Origin of the sequence: Bradyrhizobium amphicarpaeae (genome assembly GCF_002266435.3) — a bacterium.
Classification (GTDB): Bacteria; Pseudomonadota; Alphaproteobacteria; order Rhizobiales; family Xanthobacteraceae; genus Bradyrhizobium; species Bradyrhizobium amphicarpaeae.
Genome location: NZ_CP029426.2, coordinates 5819875 through 5836371 on the forward strand (window position 1 = coordinate 5819875; position 16497 = coordinate 5836371).

General features: G+C 63.7%; 18 protein-coding genes. 17 read left to right on the plus strand and 1 reads right to left on the minus strand.

Translation table 11 applies throughout. The annotated features are described in order from the left end of the window. Positions 1 to 183: 183 nt before the first annotated feature. Positions 184 to 441, minus strand: coding sequence for a DUF6894 family protein (locus CIT40_RS27280; RefSeq protein WP_162307903.1), 258 nt, complete (start codon positions 439 to 441; stop codon positions 184 to 186). A 249-nt stretch (positions 442 to 690) separates the two neighbouring features. Between CIT40_RS27280 and pqqA the strand changes: the two genes are divergently transcribed. The 17 genes from pqqA (at position 691) to CIT40_RS27365 (ending at position 16456) form a co-directional block, all read left to right on the plus strand. Then, positions 691 to 771 carry a pyrroloquinoline quinone precursor peptide PqqA gene (gene pqqA, locus CIT40_RS27285; RefSeq protein WP_007595659.1) on the plus strand — a complete coding sequence of 27 codons (81 nt, stop codon included), beginning with the start codon at positions 691 to 693 and terminating at the stop codon, positions 769 to 771. A gap of 133 nt (positions 772 to 904) precedes the next feature. After that, on the plus strand, positions 905 to 1834 hold the full coding sequence (gene pqqB / locus CIT40_RS27290; protein WP_094893760.1) for a pyrroloquinoline quinone biosynthesis protein PqqB: 930 nt from the start codon (positions 905 to 907) through the stop codon (positions 1832 to 1834). Then, a complete protein-coding gene (gene pqqC / locus CIT40_RS27295) occupies positions 1831 to 2610 on the plus strand; it encodes a pyrroloquinoline-quinone synthase PqqC (RefSeq protein ID WP_094893759.1) in 780 nt (259 codons plus the stop codon). Before pqqB ends, pqqC begins: the two co-directional genes overlap by 4 nt. 12 nt (positions 2611 to 2622) lie before the next feature. Beyond that, positions 2623 to 2934 carry a pyrroloquinoline quinone biosynthesis peptide chaperone PqqD gene (gene pqqD, locus CIT40_RS27300; protein ID WP_094893758.1) on the plus strand — a complete coding sequence of 104 codons (312 nt, stop codon included), beginning with the start codon at positions 2623 to 2625 and terminating at the stop codon, positions 2932 to 2934. After that, on the plus strand, positions 2931 to 4130 hold the full coding sequence (gene pqqE, locus CIT40_RS27305; RefSeq protein WP_094893757.1) for a pyrroloquinoline quinone biosynthesis protein PqqE: 1200 nt from the start codon (positions 2931 to 2933) through the stop codon (positions 4128 to 4130). The genes pqqD and pqqE overlap by 4 nt, the downstream gene beginning before the upstream one ends. Continuing rightward, positions 4120 to 5106: a prolyl aminopeptidase gene (pip, locus tag CIT40_RS27310; protein ID WP_094893756.1), complete on the plus strand. Its 987-nt coding sequence runs from the start codon at positions 4120 to 4122 to the stop codon at positions 5104 to 5106. The genes pqqE and pip overlap by 11 nt, the downstream gene beginning before the upstream one ends. Positions 5107 to 5130: 24 nt before the next feature. After that, the gene (locus CIT40_RS27315) at positions 5131 to 5808 is read left to right on the plus strand and encodes a DUF4286 family protein (protein WP_094893755.1); all 678 of its coding nucleotides are present in this window, start codon (positions 5131 to 5133) and stop codon (positions 5806 to 5808) included. Positions 5809 to 6047: 239 nt separating this feature from the next. Then, the gene (locus CIT40_RS27320; protein ID WP_094893754.1) at positions 6048 to 7847 is read left to right on the plus strand and encodes an FAD-dependent oxidoreductase; all 1800 of its coding nucleotides are present in this window, start codon (positions 6048 to 6050) and stop codon (positions 7845 to 7847) included. After that, positions 7817 to 9664 (plus strand): 2-oxoacid:acceptor oxidoreductase subunit alpha, encoded by a 1848-nt coding sequence (locus CIT40_RS27325; protein ID WP_162307699.1) that lies wholly within the window; start codon positions 7817 to 7819, stop codon positions 9662 to 9664. Before CIT40_RS27320 ends, CIT40_RS27325 begins: the two co-directional genes overlap by 31 nt. A 309-nt stretch (positions 9665 to 9973) precedes the next feature. Then, positions 9974 to 12373 carry a M12 family metallopeptidase gene (locus tag CIT40_RS27330; RefSeq protein ID WP_162307700.1) on the plus strand — a complete coding sequence of 800 codons (2400 nt, stop codon included), beginning with the start codon at positions 9974 to 9976 and terminating at the stop codon, positions 12371 to 12373. 163 nt (positions 12374 to 12536) lie between these two features. Then, complete coding sequence (locus tag CIT40_RS27335) at positions 12537 to 13592, plus strand: 2-oxoacid:ferredoxin oxidoreductase subunit beta (protein ID WP_094893751.1); 1056 nt, start codon at positions 12537 to 12539, stop codon at positions 13590 to 13592. A 102-nt stretch (positions 13593 to 13694) separates the two neighbouring features. Continuing rightward, the gene (locus CIT40_RS27340; protein ID WP_094893750.1) at positions 13695 to 14315 is read left to right on the plus strand and encodes a hypothetical protein; all 621 of its coding nucleotides are present in this window, start codon (positions 13695 to 13697) and stop codon (positions 14313 to 14315) included. Positions 14316 to 14345: 30 nt separating this feature from the next. Beyond that, on the plus strand, positions 14346 to 14795 hold the full coding sequence (locus tag CIT40_RS27345) for a DsrE family protein (RefSeq protein ID WP_094893777.1): 450 nt from the start codon (positions 14346 to 14348) through the stop codon (positions 14793 to 14795). Between the two features lie 228 nt (positions 14796 to 15023). Continuing rightward, entirely contained in the window at positions 15024 to 15347 is a 324-nt protein-coding gene (locus tag CIT40_RS27350) for an ArsR/SmtB family transcription factor (RefSeq protein ID WP_094893749.1), read from the plus strand. Beyond that, positions 15344 to 15775: an SRPBCC family protein gene (locus CIT40_RS27355; RefSeq protein WP_094893748.1), complete on the plus strand. Its 432-nt coding sequence runs from the start codon at positions 15344 to 15346 to the stop codon at positions 15773 to 15775. The genes CIT40_RS27350 and CIT40_RS27355 overlap by 4 nt, the downstream gene beginning before the upstream one ends. Before the next feature lie 40 nt (positions 15776 to 15815). Then, positions 15816 to 16025 carry a hypothetical protein gene (locus CIT40_RS27360; protein WP_094893747.1) on the plus strand — a complete coding sequence of 70 codons (210 nt, stop codon included), beginning with the start codon at positions 15816 to 15818 and terminating at the stop codon, positions 16023 to 16025. Further along, entirely contained in the window at positions 16022 to 16456 is a 435-nt protein-coding gene (locus CIT40_RS27365) for a DUF1801 domain-containing protein (RefSeq protein ID WP_094893746.1), read from the plus strand. Before CIT40_RS27360 ends, CIT40_RS27365 begins: the two co-directional genes overlap by 4 nt. Positions 16457 to 16497: the final 41 nt, after the last annotated feature.

Sequence of the window (16497 nt, forward strand, 5' to 3'; positions counted from 1 at the left end):
AGGGGGGAGGTGAGTGCAGCAAAGGTCTCGCCACGGGCACAACTGCAGCCTCTCCCGCGTGCGGGAGAGGCCGACGCGAAGCGGCGGGTGAGGGTTTTCTCCTCTCGGGGGTTCTCGATTGCGGAGACACCCTCTCCCCAGCCCTCCCCCGCAGGCGGGGGAGGGAGCGCACCTCGCGCGCCTCTAATGCCGCGTCGCAGACTTGTCGGGGATGTCCAGCAGGGCCTCGGTGAACGGGAACTCCAGTACGATCTCGCCTTCGCCGTCGGTCACCTCGATCACGGCATCCAGCAGGGCGCGCTGGGTGCCCTCGGACTTCACCACCTCCAGGATCATCTGGCGGGCCACCTCCCAGGCGTGGTCGGGGTTGCGCAGCTCTTCGCCTTCGGGATCCACGATCAATTCGTCGCCGATACGGGTGTTGAAGAAATATCTAGGCATCATCGAGATCCAGTTGGGTCGCCTGTACCGGAATGAAAGCTGCACTGCACTCACAACTGCTTTATCAGGACAGGGTTCGCGACCGAATGCGCCGGACGCAAGGCAGTGCCTCATAAGTAGTGTTCCCAGGGCCATTTTTCGCGGCGCAACATGGCTTTATCGGGAAAATTTCACTGGCGAACTTCTCAGCGCGCACTAACTTAACCCGTGGGCGGATACGTCCGAAATCGCGAAAAATGGAGTGCCAAAATGGCTTGGAAAGCCCCGAAGATCGTCGAAGTGCCCTGCGGCATGGAAATCAACATGTATGTGAGCGCCACCCGCAAGTAAGCGGTTGGTGAGTTTGCGTTCTGCGCAGGTGGATCTTTCGGCCCGCGTTCTTCCGGTCGCGACAGGTTTCCGGAAGATTGGACGTGTGTCGGCCTGAGGTCCACCTGGCGACGTTGCTTCCAGGAGACGGATCATGCTTCGCGTCGTCGTCCTGGGCGCCGCAGCCGGCGGCGGAGTGCCGCAATGGAATTGCGGCTGCGAGGGCTGCCGGGCGGCCCGTGCGAACGGTCACGAACTCCAGAGAACCCAGGCATCGGTCGCCTTCAGCGGTGACGGCGAGCACTGGTTCCTGATCAACGCCTCCCCTGACCTGCGCCAGCAATTGAATGCCACGCCGCAACTGCACCCCAAGGCCGGGGCGTTGCGCCATACGCCTGTCGCGGGCGTGATCCTGACCAACAGCGAAGTGGATGCGGTGGCCGGCCTGCTGTCGATGCGCGAGAGCTCGCCGTTCACGATCTATGCGCACGACAAGGTACTGGCGATCCTTGCCAGCAACAGCATCTTCAACGTGCTGAACGAGAAGCACGTGCGGCGCCAGCCGATCGGCATCAATGAGCCGTTCGAGCCGCGCCTCCCCGACGGTGCGCGCTCCGGACTGGAAGTGCTGCCCTTCGCAGTCCCAGGCAAGTCGGCCTGGTATCTGGAGGGCAAGGCGCATCCCGGCGGCGAGAGCGGCGACGGCGACACGCTGGGCCTGAAGGTCACCGACAAGGCGACCGGCAAATGTTTCTACTTCATCGCCGCCTGCGCCGAGGTAACCGACGCGCTCAAGGCCGAGATCGACGGCGCTTCGATGGTATTCTTCGACGGCACGGTCTGGCAGGACGACGAGATGATCAAATGCGGACTCGGCCAGAAGACCGGCAAGAGCATGGGACATGTCGCAATGTCCGGCGACGACGGTGCCATCGCACGGCTCGCCGATCTAAGTATCGACAGGAAGATTTTTCTGCATATCAATAACTCGAACCCGGCGCTGCTGCCTGCCTCGTCCGAGCGCAAGGCCGCCGAGGCGGCGGGCTGGCAGATACCGGCGGATGGAACGGAGATCGTGCTGTGAACGCGGCGTCAATGACTGGAATGACTGCACTCTCGATCGGCAAGGATATCAAGCTCAACTCGGCCGAGGAGTTGGAGGCGACGCTGCGCCATATCGGGGCGACGCGCTATCACAGCCTGCATCCCTTCCATAGGCTGCTGCATGGCGGCAAGCTCAACAAGGGCCAGGTGCAGGCCTGGGCGCTGAACCGCTACTATTACCAGAGCACGATCCCGATCAAGGACGCGGTGGTGATCTCGCGCTTCCGCGACCGTGCCACGCGGCTGGAATGGCGCCATCGCATCGAGGACCATGACGGCGATGTCGGCAGCGAGGGCGGCATCGAGCGCTGGATCAAGCTGACCGAGGGCCTCGGGCTCGACACGGCTTACGTGGAATCGACCGAAGGCATTTTGCCGGCGACGCGCTTTGCGGTGGAGGCTTACGTCCATTACTGCCGCGAGAAGAGCCCGCTGGAGGCGATCGCCTCCTCGCTCACCGAATTGTTTGCGCCGAACCTGCATGAAGAGCGCATCGCCGGCATGTTGCAGCACTACGACTTCGTCAACCCCGATATCATGAGCTACTTCAAACGTCGTCTGACGCAGGCGCCCCGCGACGCCAATTTCGCGCTCGACTATGTTAAGGCGCATGCACGGACGCCGGAAGAGCGCGCCTCGGTCTGCAACGCGCTGATCTTCAAGACCAACGTCCTGTGGGTGCAGCTCGACGCGCTGCAGCACGCTTATGTCGAGGGCAATATTCCGCCGGGCGCGTTCGTGCCCAAAGCGGGCTGAAGAGGAACTGGAATGGCCGGGCCGCGGAACATCAGCGTCAGCGAGGCGAGCCGCCCCGTGCTGCCGCGGCATGCCAAGCTGAAATATGACGAGACGCGCAAGGTCTGGGTCATCCTGGCGCCGGAACGTGTGCTGGCACCCGACGAGATCGCGGTCGAGGTCTTGCAGCTCTGCAACGGCGAGCGCAATGTCGGCGACGTCGCGGACCTGTTGGCGACGAAATATGCCGCACCGCGAGAGGCGATCCTCGCCGATGTCGTGGTCATGCTGCAGGATCTCGCCGACAAGGGATTCCTCACGGAAGCCCGGGAGAAGACGACATGAGCGATGTGCTCGGCAATCCCGGCATCCCCCCTGACGCCAGTGACAGCCTCGCGGTGCTGGAGAAGCAGCGCTCGACGGCGGAGACGTTTGGGATCCCACTCGCGGTGCTGCTCGAGATCACCCATCGCTGCCCGCTGCAATGCCCCTATTGCTCCAATCCGGTCGAGCTCGATCGCTCGGGCAAGGAGCTGACCACCGATGAATGGAAGAAGGTGCTGAGCGAGCTCGCCGAGATCGGCGTGCTGCAGGTGCATTTCTCCGGCGGCGAGCCGACGGCGCGCAAGGACCTCGTCGACCTCGTCAAGCATGCCAGCGACGTCGGCCTCTACACCAATCTCATCACCTCGGCCGTGCTGCTGACGCGCGAGAAGCTTGGCGAGCTCGCCGATGCCGGGCTCTGCCATGTGCAGATCTCTTTCCAGGGCATCGAGGAAGGCCTCGCCGATCGCGTCGCCGGCTACAAGGGCGGGCACCGCAAGAAGCTCGAGGTCGCAAAATGGACGCGCGAGCTCGATCTGCCGCTCACCGTGAACGCGGTGATGCATCGGCAGAATTTGCATCAGCTGCCTGATATCATCCAGATGTCCGTCGATCTCGACGCCGACCGGCTCGAGGTCGCCAACGTCCAGTATTACGGCTGGGCGCTGAAGAACCGCGCCGCGCTGATGCCGACGGTGGCGCAGCTCGACGCGTGCACGGCCATTGTCGAGGCCGCGCGCGAGCGGCTGAAGGGCCGGCTGACGATCGACTACGTCGTGCCGGACTATTATGCGCTGCGGCCGAAGAAGTGCATGGGCGGCTGGGGCCGGCAGTTCTTCAACATCTCGCCCGCCGGCAAGGTGCTGCCCTGCCACGCCGCCGAAAGCATCACCGGGCTCGACTTCGAATCGGTGCGCTCCAACCATTCGATCGCCTGGATCTGGCAGAACTCCGAGGCCTTCAACCGCTACCGCGGCACCGGCTGGATGAAGGAGCCGTGCAGGAGTTGCGAATTCCGCGAGATCGATTTCGGCGGCTGCCGCTGCCAGGCCTTCGCGCTGACGGGCGATGCCGCCAACACCGACCCCGCCTGCGCGCTGTCGCCGCTGCACGAAACCATCTTCAAGCAGGCGGAGCGCGAAGCCGAGGGCGAGACCAACCGCTTCCTTTATCGCAACTTCGCCGGCGGCACCCTGGAATCCGAGAATGGCGCCTGACGCCGACGCTGGGACGACCGCAAGACGCGCCGATCCCTTTGCGCCACTGACCTCCGACATGCTCGACGTCGGCGACGGCCATGAGCTCTATGTCGAGAGCGTCGGCCGCAGCGACGGTATCCCCGCGGTCTACCTGCACGGCGGCCCGGGCAGCGGCTGCCAGCCCGACCATCGCCGGCTGTTCGATCCCGAGCGCATGCATGCGGTGCTGTTCGACCAGCGCGGCTGCGGCCGCAGCCGGCCGAAGGGCTCGCGCGAGCACAACACCACGGCGCATCTGATCGCCGACATGGAAAAGATCCGCGAAAAGTTCGGCTTCGAACGCTGGATGGTGGTCGGCGGCTCCTGGGGCGCGACGCTGGCGCTGGCCTATGCGGAGGCCCATCCCGAGCGCGTCTCCGGCATTGCGCTCCGCGCGACCTTTCTTGGCACGCGGGCGGAGGTCGAGACGGCGTTCAACGAGCGCCTGCCGCAATTCTATCCCGCGCTCTACGAGGATTTTCTGAGCGTGCTGCCACCCGGGGAACGTGCGCATCCGGTGCAAGCCTATTATCGCCGCATCCTCGATGCCGATCCGGCCGTGCATGGGCCGGCCGCCCGCGCCTGGCACGACACCGAGCGAGCCCTGTCGGAGCACAAGCCGGCGAAGACGCGGCTGGACCTGGCGTCGCTGAACGTCTGGCGAACGCTGCCGGCGACGCCGTTCATGGAGGCGCATTACTTCATCAACGACAGCTTCATGAGCGAAGACCAACTGCTGCGGAATGCGGACCGGCTCGCCGGCCTTCCCGGCATTATCGTGCAGGGCCGCTACGACCTGCTGTGCCCTCCCGAGACGTCGCACGCGCTCGCGAAAGCCTGGCCGGGTTCCGAAATTCGCCTCGTGGAAGAAGCCGGACATTCGCTCTATGATGGCGGCGTGCGGGACGCGGTGATGAAGTCGATCGCCGACCTCGCGTCGAAGGCTGCGCGCTGACGCGCAAAAAAGGACAACAAGAAAATGCCGCTCGCCGGAAAGGGCATGCTGCTGACGTCGATGAACATCGACGCAGCCGATGAGGCCGATTTCAACCGCTGGTACGATCGCGAGCATCTCGAGGAGCGCGTCGCGATCGACGGCTTCCTGGAAGCGCGGCGCTATGTCGCGCATGCCGCCAACCCCAAATATCTCTCGCTGTATTCCACCGCGACGCTCGACGTGCTCGACAGCCCCGCCTATCGCGCGCGGCTCGCCAACCAGACCGAATGGTCGCGACGGAGCATGGCTCACTTCAAGGACATGCTGCGCGTGGTCGCGCGCATTACCATCAGCAAGGGCACCGGCCGCGGTGCCGCGCTCGGCGTGGTGCGGCTGCGCCCGACAGCGGACAACGCAGGGGCATGGCGTGACGCACTGCAAGAAAAACTGGCACCGGAGACACGCGACGGCATCATCTCCATGCATCTGCTGGAGAGCGAGCCCGAATTGTCCGTCGCGACGGCGGACATTCCGGCGATGCGCAACGAAGGCGCGCGCGACTGGTTCGTGTTGATCGACGGCACGCATGTCGGCGCGGTCTCGGCCGTGATCGCCGAGCGCTTTACCGGCCCTGCTGCATCGCCCTTCCCGCTGCCCGTCTCGGTCGGCACGTACAGCCTGATGTGGGACCTTGCGAAGAGCGACATCGCGCGCGGCTGACGCGCTCGGGCGCATCGCAGCATATTGCACCGCACGCACCTCGCTTGCGGCGTTAATGCTGTGCGCGCTTGGCTCCCATGAAAGCCGGCGATCTCGAAACTTTGCCGTTGTACTTCGGAAAGGTTCTAATAAGCTAACCCAATGACGTCATTCAGAAACCAGATCGAAGCGCGTTAAGCGCTCGCCAAGCTCAACAAAAGAGGCCGCCGGGTCTTTGAGCCTGCGCGGACAGGGTAGGAATGAAACCGACCGATATTGCGGCCCCCGACTACTTTCACAAAGTGGTCGATTGCCAATGGGCCTGTCCCGCACACACCCCCGTCCCCGAATATATCCGACTGATCGCTCAGGGCCGCTACAGCGACGCCTACATGATCAACTGGAAATCGAACGTGTTTCCCGGAATCCTGGGACGCACCTGCGATCGTCCCTGCGAGCCGGCATGCCGTCGCGGACGCGTCGAGGAGACGCCGGTGGCGATCTGCCGGCTCAAGCGCGTTGCCGCCGATTTCAAGGACGATATCGGGCAACGCCTGCCGCGTCCCGCCGCGAAGAACGGCAAGCGCGTTGCGTTCGTCGGCGGCGGCCCCGCATCGCTGACGGTGGCGCGCGATCTCGCGCCGCTCGGCTATCACTGCACGGTGTTCGACGCCGATCCCCGGGCCGGCGGCATGATGCGCTCGCAGATCCCGAAATTCCGCCTGCCTGATTCGGTCATCGACGAGGAGACCGGCTACATCCTGGGTCTCGGCGTCGAGTTCAAGGGCGGGCACCGCATCGAGAGCATGAAAGCGCTGCTCGCAGAGAAATACGACGCGATCTTCGTCGGCACCGGCGCCCCGCGCGGACGTGAGCTCGACATTCCCGGCCGCAAGGAAGCCGCCGGCAACATCCACATCGGCATCGACTGGCTGTCCTCGGTGTCATTCGGTCACACCGACAAGATCGGCAAGCGCGTGATCGTGCTCGGCGGCGGCAACACCGCGATGGATTGCTGCCGCACCGCGCGCAGGCTCGGCGGCGAAGACGTCAAGGTCGTCGTGCGGTCCGGCTTCGAGGAAATGAAGGCCTCACCGTGGGAGAAGGAGGATGCGATCCACGAGGACATTCCGATCCTCAACTTCATGGTCCCCGTCTCCTTCGTGCACGAGGCCGGCAAGCTCACCGGCATCACCTTCCAGAAGGTGAAGGCGGAATACGACGCCAAGGGCCGCCGCAACCTCGTGCCATCGGGCGAGCCGGACCAGACCATCGCATGCGACGACGTGCTGGTCGCGGTCGGCCAGGAGAATGCCTTTCCCTGGATCGAGCAGGATTGCGGCATCGCGTTCAACAAATGGCACATGCCGGAGGTCGATCCCAAGACGTTCGTCTCGACCAATCCGAAGGTGTTCTTCGGCGGCGACGCCGCCTTCGGCCCGAAGAACATCATCTGGGCGGTCGCGCAGGGCCATGACGCCGCGCTGTCGATCCACAAGATGCTCTCGGGCGAGGACATCACCGAGCGGCCGCTGCCCGACGTGCATGTCTCCTCGCAGAAGATGGGCATCCACGAATGGAGCTATGACAACGACATCTCCAACGACAAGCGCTTCAAGGTGCCGCATCGCGACAAGGTGATCGCGCTGAAGGACATCCGCACCGAGGTCGAGCTCGGCTACGACGTCAAGCTCGCGCTCGGCGAGGCCGAGCGCTGCCTGAACTGCGACGTGCAGACCGTGTTCTCGACCTCGCTCTGCATCGAATGCGACGCCTGCGTCGACATCTGCCCGATGGACTGCATCACCTTCACCGGCAACGGTGAGGAAAGCGATCTGCGCCAGCGCTTGAAGGCGCCCTCGCTCCATCCGGACCAGGAGCTCTACGTCTCCTCGGACCTCAAGACCGGGCGCGTCATGGTCAAGGACGAGGATGTCTGCCTGCATTGCGGGCTGTGCGCCGAGCGTTGTCCCACCGGAGCCTGGGACATGCAGAAATATCTCATCGAAATGACTCACGCGGGATCGACATGTCCGACAAAAAGCCGCTCAGCAGCGTAAACGACTTCGTCGTCCGCTTCGCCAACGTCAACGGCTCGGGCTCGGCCAGTGCCAACGAGATGTTCGCGCGCGCGATCCTGCGGCATGGCGTGCCGGTCAGCCCGCGCAACATCTTCCCCTCCAACATCCAGGGCTTGCCGACCTGGTACGAGGTGCGCGTGACCGAAGCCGGCCATCTCGGCGCCCGCGGCGGCGTCGACATGATGGTGGCGATGAACCCGCAGACTTGGGACAAGGACGTCGCCGGCATCGAGCCCGGCGGCTATCTGTTCTACGATTCCACCAAGCCGATGCCGTCGACCAAGTTCCGCGACGACATCACCGTGATCGGCGTTCCCCTCACGGCCATCACCAATTCGACCTATACCGATCCGCGCCAGCGCCAGCTGTTCAAGAACATCATCTATCTCGGCGCGCTCTCGGCGCTGCTCGACATGGACCCGAAGCTGATCGAGCAGCTGATCGGCGAGCAGTACAAGGGCAAGGAGAAGCTGCTCTCCTCCAACGTCCATGCGCTGCATCTCGGCCGCGACTGGGCACTCACGAACCTGAAATGCCCGATCGGGCTGCGCGTGAAGAAGTCCGACAAGGTCGGCGATCGCATCTTCATCGAAGGCAACAGCGCCGCTGCGCTCGGCGCCGTCTATGGCGGAGCCACCGTCTGCGCCTGGTATCCGATCACGCCGTCCTCCTCGGTGGCCGAAGCCTTCACTGCGCACTGCAAGAAGTACCGGCACGATCCCCAGACCGGCAAGGCGAAATACGCCATCGTGCAGGGCGAGGACGAGCTGGCCTCGATCGGCATCGTCATTGGCGCCTCCTGGAACGGCGCCCGCGCCTTCACCGCGACGTCAGGCCCCGGCATCTCCCTGATGACCGAGTTCATCGGCCTCTCCTACTTTGCCGAGATCCCAGCCGTAATCATGAACATCCAGCGCGCCGGGCCTTCGACGGGCATGCCGACCCGCACCCAGCAATGCGACATCATCGCCTGCGCCTATGCTTCGCATGGCGACACCAAGCATGTGCTGCTGTTCCCGGAAGATCCGGCCGAAGCGTTCGAGTTTGCGGCTGCCGCCTTCGATCTGGCCGAGCGGCTGCAGACCACGATCTTCCTGATGCTCGACCTCGACATCGGCATGAACCACCGGCTCTGCCGACCGCTGAAATGGGACGATGCCAAGCAGTACGACCGCGGCAAGGTGATGACCGCGGAGATGCTGGACGAGGGCCGCGACTTCGGCCGCTATCTCGACGTCGATGGCGACGGCATCCCCTACCGCACCTATCCCGGCACACACCCGACCAAGGGATCCTACTTCACCCGCGGCACTTCGCGCGATCGCTATGCGCGCTACTCCGAGGAAGGCTCGGTCTACGCCGACAACATGCAGCGCCTGATGCGCAAGTTCGAGACCGCGCAGGACCTGGTGCCGCGGCCGTTGCAAGCCAATGCGGAACGGCCGACCAAATACGGCGTGATCTATTTCGGCTCGACCTCGCCGGCGATGGACGAGGCGATCGGCCAGTTGGAAGCGCGCGGGCATCAGCTCGACCGCCTGCGCATCCGCGCCTTCCCGTTCCATTCCAGCGTGGCGAGTTTCCTCGCCGAGCACGACTTCGTCTACGTCGTGGAGCAGAACCGCGACAGCCAGCTGCGCCAGCTCATCGTCAACGAGAACGGCATCGACCCGGTGCGACTGGTGCCGATCGTGCATTACGACGGCTCGCCCATCACCGCCCGTTTCATCGCAAAAGCCATTGGCGACCACCAGGATCATCTCAAGGTGACCCCGCTGCGGAAGGCCGTGAGCTAGCTGCGAAAGCCAATCCCGGGGCCAGAGCATGGAGCCCGGGCTCCAGCCGACGTGTCAGGTAGAGAGCGAGGCAATCCCTCTCGGTGGCCTGGTTCGGCCAACTGCCATGACTCCAGGGGCTGGGCTCTTCTCATCTCGCAAGTCTTAGATCAGGCGCTTCCGGCAGGAGGCGACTGACCTGTCGCGCCATTTTGTCGCGGGGCCTGCGCGACGTTCGGCGATTCGATGCGAAATGCTTCACACGTGCCCCCGTTCGAAGGTGAGAGGATCGAACGGCATATCGTCCCTGCGCGCATCGAGGAAACTGATATGAAGGCAGTTGCACTTGCTTGTGTTCTTGGTCTCGTCGCGACCGGTCCCGCCGCGACCCAACCTGCCCCTTCACCCACACCGACCATCACCATCACGCCAAAGCCCCGCCCATCGACGCTGCGCCTTTTGAAAGTGACGGCGGCCATCAAGAACGACGCCCTGCGCCGCATCGACCGCGGCACCGTCGCTCGAAACCCCGGCGCTCCCTCGATGGCCGCGACAAAGCTGGTCGACACCCGGCTGGGAAGCGCGGTCGCGGGATTTCAGCAACAGTTCGAGCAAATGCGCTTGCGACAAGCCGCCGCAAACAAGCAGAATCCGCAATTCATCGGCGTCATCGATTCCATGAAGGTCGGCGAAACCGAGATCAGTCTCGAGCGCCGCAAGGTTCGCACCGGGCGCGGTGTCCAGAACCTGTTGCTGACCCGGTTCAACGGTCAGTATGTCTATGACGGCGACTTGATCGTGCCGTGGACCGCGATCGAAACGGGCAACGCCACTACCTTCTCCGCAGGCGTGGCCGGCACGTTCGGAAAGGGGTCGCTGTGGGATGACGCGATCATTCCCTTCGAGGTCGACTCCAACTTCTGCTGCAGGGACGCGCTTGCCGATGCGATCGCGTTCTACGAAGCGAATACCATCTTCCGTTTCGTCCCGCGCGACGGCCACGAGACTTATGTCCGCCTGGTCAACGCCGAGCCGTTCACCACCAGCCGGAGCGAACTCGGCAAGGCGCACGGCGAAAACATCATTCGCATTCAGGGCACCAGGCTCGACGGGTCGCCAGCGGATTCTTCCTCTCTGAGCACAACCATTCAGCACGAAATCGGACACGAGCTCGGACTGATCCACGAGCACCTGCGCTCCGATCGAGACAAGTTCATCGCCCGCAATCCGTCATGCGCGGTCAAAGACATATTCCAGGGCATCTATGAGGGCTGGATTGATGTCGGCCAGGTCGCCATTGTCGACGATTCGGCCGAACTCCTCACGGGCTACGATTTCGACTCACTCATGCACTACTCATTTGGGCTGGACACCAACGGCGACGGCTTCGGCGACTGCTCGACCTGGGTGCGCATCGCCACTTGCCCTGGCCGCGATCCGACGTCGCCCCGCTGCAACAGCACTTTTTCGTCCTTTCAGCTCACTCGCTCGGACATCGAAGGCCTGCACAAGCTCTATGGCCGCATACCCAACGACCCCGACATCCGGACCTTTGCGGGCGACAATGTGCGCTACCGCGGCCGCAAGGTCGATCACTGCCTGCAGGGGCTTCCGATCGGACAGAATGGCTGCTCGGCTGAATCGCGCGGCGCGGCCGCCGATGCATTCTGCAGGGCCAAGGGTTTCCAACATGGCGTCGGCATCACCAGCGAGAGCGCGTGGGGCGAACATTCCGGATATGATGTGGTGGTGGGCTGGAAGAACGTATGGGGGACTGACGTCATCTCCTCGGTCACCTGCGAGGGTCGAAGCTCCGATCCCGAGAGAGTCAGCAGCGGCGATCTCGAAGCCCAGGTTTTTACCGGGGATGAGATCAAGGTCGGCGGCCGGCGGGTGGATCGCTGCGTTCATGGCGGCGGGATCGTCGGTGACCGCTGCAGCGAGGAGAACCAGGAACGAATTGCAAACAGGTTCTGCGAGCTCAAGGGCTTTGATCGCTCCTCGTCCGAAAGCACGGACTTCGCCGTGGAGATCAATGCGACCGGATTCCACCCGTCGACCAACGACTTCAGGAACGTCAGCAGCCTCGACATCTTCAACGAGGTGACCTGCGTGCGGCGCCCTCGCGCGACAGCCGCGACAAGCCTCACTTTCAGCGGTGCAAATGTCGTGCATCGCGGCAAGCGCATTGATCGGTGCTTGCAGGGCACCAGCTTTGGCGAGGATGGCTGCTCGGCAGCTGCGCAAAGGCGCGTGGCGACGGAGTTCTGCCGAGTCAAGGGTTTCCGCGACGCGAGCAACATCCAGCTGCAAGGCGACGTTGGCGAACACTCGATCTTCGACAAGGTGGTGGGATGGAAGAATGCCTGGGGGACCGACGTCATTTCGGCCGTCACCTGCGAGAACGAGACGGAGGACGCTGAGGCCGTTCGAACCAACACGCTGGAAGAACGGAAATTCAGCGGAACAAGGGTTAAGCTCTCCGATCGTCATATCGATCGTTGCGTCCACGGGGACGGAATCTCGGGAGATCGCTGCAGCGTCGTCAATCAGCGGCGGATTGCGAACAAGTTCTGCGAGCTGAAGGAATTCGACCACGCTACGGTATTTGAGACGGACGGCAGCGTCGACTTGAACACGACGGGATTCCGGCCGAAAACCGACGACTTCCAGAACGTGAGCAGCCTCGACATCTTCACTCAGATCACATGCGTCCGGGCGCCGTCATAGCGACCCGCTCGCGCTTCCAAACCCGCCGGTGGATTGCTGCGGTGCAAGATAATCGGCGGCCAGACCGGTTGGTGACCGCGCTGGTTCGCTCGGTCCTGTATCAATTTTCCTGCAGATTGGGTAACGTGGCTGTCGCTTCCACGAGGGCGAGGTGCGCCGGCACATGACCTACATTGCAAAGCCGAAATTCCATCATCCGGGCCTCAAAAAGAACGAGCTCGGCTACACGCATCGCGATTACGAGGGCAAGATCTCGACGCTGTGCGCGGGCTGCGGCCACGACTCGATCACGGCCTCGATCATCGAGGCCTGCTACGAGTTGTCGATCGAGCCGCATAGGGTGGCCAAGATCTCCGGCATCGGCTGCTCGTCGAAGACGCCCGACTATTTCCTCGGCAATTCGCACGGTTTCAACACCGTGCACGGCCGCATGCCCAGCGTGCTCACCGGCGCCAATCTCGCCAACCGCGATCTGATCTATCTCGGCGTCTCCGGCGACGGCGACAGCGCCTCGATCGGATTCGGCCAGTTCGCGCATTCGATCAGGCGCGGCGTCAACATGACCTATATCGTCGAGAACAACGGCGTCTACGGCCTGACCAAAGGCCAGTTCTCGGCGACCGCCGACCGCGGCTCGAAGTCCAAGAAGGGCGTCACCAACACCGACAACGCCATCGACCTCGTCGCCATCGCGCTCCAACTCGGCGCCACCTTCGTCGCGCGCTCGTTCTCGGGCGACAAGACCCAGCTTGTGCCGCTGATCGCGGCCGCGATCGGCCACAAGGGCGCCTCCTTCATCGACGTCATCAGCCCCTGCATCGCCTTCAACAACCACGCCGGCTCGACCAAGAGTTTTGATTATGTCCGCGAGCACAACGACGCGGTGAACCGGCTCGACGTGCTGGTCGGCCGCGATCCGATCGCGGTGGACTATGCCCCGGGCACGGTGCAGGTGGTCGAGCAGCATGACGGCAGCAAGATCGCGCTGCGCAAGATCGACGCCGATTACGATCCGCACGACCGGTTGGGCGCCCAGACGTTCCTGGCGCGGCACGCCGCCAAGGGGCAGATCGTCACCGGGCTGCTCTACGTCGATCCCGATGCCGAAGACCTGCACGAGCATCTCAACACCGTCGAGACCCCGCTCAACACGCTGGAATCGGACACGCTGTGTCCAGGCTCGGCGGTGCTCGACAAGCTCAACGCCAGCCTGCGGTGACGGCCGGCGGTTGAACGCATCGCATCTCGAGCGCGACTAAGCTGCAACGGCCCTGCTCCGTTGCGGCGGGGCCCTCCGTCGCTCATCCCGTTCGAGGCGGTCATGAAACTCGCTCTTGCCTGTGGTCTCGTGCTTTTCGCCCTGGCCGGCGTCGCCCATGCCGACGAGGCTGACACGGTCCGCGAGACCACCGCTGCCGAAGCCGATGCCTTCAATGCGCGCATCTATGCGGGCACGCCCGGCAAGACCGCCTATGCCTGCTTCGTCCGCCATTACGATGCCGAGCACCTGGCGCGACACCCCAAGCAACGGGTCGCCGCGATGAAGCTGCTGGTCTCGGCGGAGACCTTTGAAGCTGACATGCAGCTCCACAACTCTTTCCGGCTCGGCTTCCGTTATCGCGACCGCAAAGGTGATTTCGACTCCAGCGGCTCGTGCCGCCACACGGTCTTCACCAGGGAGGGCACCGAGGTTCGCCTCGGCTGCGGCGTCGACTGCGAGGGCGGCGGCATCGGCATTGCGCTGTCGAGGGACGACAAGTCGGTCATCGTACGGCTCCAAAGCATCAGGGTCTGGCTGCACAACAAGCCTGATGACGAGGCCGAAAGATCGCTGGTCGCGGGCAGCGACGACGGGATCTTCCGGCTCGACCGGACCGACAACAGCGAATGCGCTGCACTCGTGACCGATCGCAAGGAACTCGCCGCACTGCGCCACAAATGATATGCCTTCGGCAAGTTGGAGGAGATCATCATGAACCGCCGCAACATCCTGTGGAGCACCGTCTCGGCGCTCGGCGCAGCGTTGGCCGCCTCGCGCGCCAAGGCGGCGGCCGAGCCGACCAAGTCGGACAAGCTCAAGGTCGTCTACCATCTCAGCGACGCCGACAAAGTCAATTTCGTGCTCGGCAACATCCAGAATCACATCGACGGCGTCGGCGGTCCTGATCACGTCACGATCGCGCTGGTGATCCACGGACCGGCGCTGAAGGCGTTCCACTTGGGACAGGCCAACCCCGACATCAGCAAGCGCGTCGGCGAATTCTCCAAGGACGGCGTCGAGCTCGCCGCTTGCGGCAACACGATGAAGGCGCAGAACGTCACGCTGAAGGAGTTGCTGCCGGGCTTCGTCAGCGCGGAAAAGGGCGGCGTGGTTCGTTTGGCTGAGCTGCAGTCGCAAGGGTATTTGTATCTGCGGCCTTAGCGTCTGCACTTGAGGCACCACCGTCTCCTTCGTCATTGCGAGCGCAGCGAAGCGGTCCAGAATCCGTCCGTTGAAGGCGGTCCGGATTGCTTCGTCGCAAGGGCTGCTCGCAATGACAGCGGCGAAGGTGCGCCAGCGGTGACATCCTCCCCTTCCATCCTGGCGCTTGACTTATCTATAACTCCAGGGTTATGAGTTAATCCATAACTTCCTAGTTATGGATCTTCCATGTCCCCCGCCCCCGATCTTCTGTTCCGGACGCTGGCCGACCCCACAAGGCGGGCGATCTTCGAGCGGCTGTGCCGCGAGGGCGAGCAAACCGTCGGGGCACTGACGGCGCGCTCCGGCGTTTCCCAGCCGGCGGTCTCGAAACATCTCGGCGCGTTGAAGCAGGCGGGCCTGGTGCGCGACCGCCATGAGGGACGGCAGACCCATTACAGCGCGCAGCCCGGCGCACTCGATCCGCTGATCGACTGGACCAGCCAGATGACCTCCTTCTGGCAGAGGCGGCTCGACGCGCTCGACGATCTCCTGAAGAGGATGGACCAATGACCGAAGCTTCCGCGGAGACCCGCTCCGTCGTGATCGAGCGCGAATTTGCCGCCCCGGTCGAGCGGCTCTGGCGCGCGCTGACGCAGCCCCATCTGATCGAGGAATGGCTGATGAAGAACGACTTCAGGCCATCAGTCGGTCATCGTTTCAACCTTCGCGGTGAATGGGGCGGCGTGCTGGATTGCGAGGTGCTCACCATCGAGCCACAGAAGACGCTGGCGTACAGCTGGAATTTCTCGCATGCGGACGCCGCGTTCGACCTCAAGAGCGTCGTCACTTTCACGCTGACGCCGACCGGCGCGGGCACGCATCTGCGCGTCGAGCAGGCGGGCTTCAGCCCGACGCAGAAGCAGGCTTACGGCGGCGCGCATGCCGGCTGGAAGCAGTTTTTGGCCAGGCTGGACGATCTGCTGGCGCGAGCCGCGTGAGCACGCCCGTTTCGATCATTGCAAAGGAGACCCGTTGAACATGTGGATTCGACAAACCCATCGCTGGTTGTCCATGGCGTTTACCGTCGCGGTGATCGCCAACATCGTCGCCATGGTCATGCAGCTCGATGCCGCCTGGATCGGTTTCCTGGCACTCGTGCCGCTGATCCCGCTGCTCGCGACCGGGCTGTATCTGTTCGCGCTGCCTTATCTCGGCCGGCGCGGCGCGCGGGGCGAGGCAAGGTCATGAAGAAGGCGGTGGCGAAGACGAGCGCCGCGAAGGTGACGGATGGACCCTTGCCTGCAACGCTGATCGACGGCCGGATCAAGGAGCTCGGCGACTGGCGCGGCGAGATGCTGGCGCGGGTCCGCGGCCTGATCAAGCAGGCCGACCCTGGTGTCGTCGAGGAATGGAAATGGCGCGGCGTTCCCGTGTGGGAGCACGACGGCATCATCTGCACCGGCGAGACCTACAAGGAGGTGGTGAAGCTGACCTTCGCCAAGGGCGCCGCGCTGGACGACCCGGCCGGCCTGTTCAATTCCAGCCTCGACGGCAATGTGCGGCGCGCGATTGATATTCGCGAAGGCGAGAAGATCAACGAGAAGGCGTTGAAGGCGCTGATCCGGGCGGCGGTGGAGTTGAATGCGAGCAAGGTGAAGAAGAAGGCGGCGAAACAATAGTGGAACAGCGAACCGAGGCACATTCCCGGCGGAGGTCTGAG

Coding starts and splice junctions, on each gene's coding strand:
- CIT40_RS27280 (WP_162307903.1), bottom strand. CDS start 441: ATGCCTAGATATTTCTTCAACACCCGTATCGGCGACGAATTGATCGTG.
- pqqA (WP_007595659.1), top strand. CDS start 691: ATGGCTTGGAAAGCCCCGAAGATCGTCGAAGTGCCCTGCGGCATGGAA.
- pqqB (WP_094893760.1), top strand. CDS start 905: ATGCTTCGCGTCGTCGTCCTGGGCGCCGCAGCCGGCGGCGGAGTGCCG.
- pqqD (WP_094893758.1), top strand. CDS start 2,623: ATGGCCGGGCCGCGGAACATCAGCGTCAGCGAGGCGAGCCGCCCCGTG.
- pqqE (WP_094893757.1), top strand. CDS start 2,931: ATGAGCGATGTGCTCGGCAATCCCGGCATCCCCCCTGACGCCAGTGAC.
- pip (WP_094893756.1), top strand. CDS start 4,120: ATGGCGCCTGACGCCGACGCTGGGACGACCGCAAGACGCGCCGATCCC.
- CIT40_RS27315 (WP_094893755.1), top strand. CDS start 5,131: ATGCCGCTCGCCGGAAAGGGCATGCTGCTGACGTCGATGAACATCGAC.
- CIT40_RS27320 (WP_094893754.1), top strand. CDS start 6,048: ATGAAACCGACCGATATTGCGGCCCCCGACTACTTTCACAAAGTGGTC.
- CIT40_RS27325 (WP_162307699.1), top strand. CDS start 7,817: ATGTCCGACAAAAAGCCGCTCAGCAGCGTAAACGACTTCGTCGTCCGC.
- CIT40_RS27330 (WP_162307700.1), top strand. CDS start 9,974: ATGAAGGCAGTTGCACTTGCTTGTGTTCTTGGTCTCGTCGCGACCGGT.
- CIT40_RS27335 (WP_094893751.1), top strand. CDS start 12,537: ATGACCTACATTGCAAAGCCGAAATTCCATCATCCGGGCCTCAAAAAG.
- CIT40_RS27340 (WP_094893750.1), top strand. CDS start 13,695: ATGAAACTCGCTCTTGCCTGTGGTCTCGTGCTTTTCGCCCTGGCCGGC.
- CIT40_RS27345 (WP_094893777.1), top strand. CDS start 14,346: ATGAACCGCCGCAACATCCTGTGGAGCACCGTCTCGGCGCTCGGCGCA.
- CIT40_RS27350 (WP_094893749.1), top strand. CDS start 15,024: ATGTCCCCCGCCCCCGATCTTCTGTTCCGGACGCTGGCCGACCCCACA.
- CIT40_RS27355 (WP_094893748.1), top strand. CDS start 15,344: ATGACCGAAGCTTCCGCGGAGACCCGCTCCGTCGTGATCGAGCGCGAA.
- CIT40_RS27360 (WP_094893747.1), top strand. CDS start 15,816: ATGTGGATTCGACAAACCCATCGCTGGTTGTCCATGGCGTTTACCGTC.
- CIT40_RS27365 (WP_094893746.1), top strand. CDS start 16,022: ATGAAGAAGGCGGTGGCGAAGACGAGCGCCGCGAAGGTGACGGATGGA.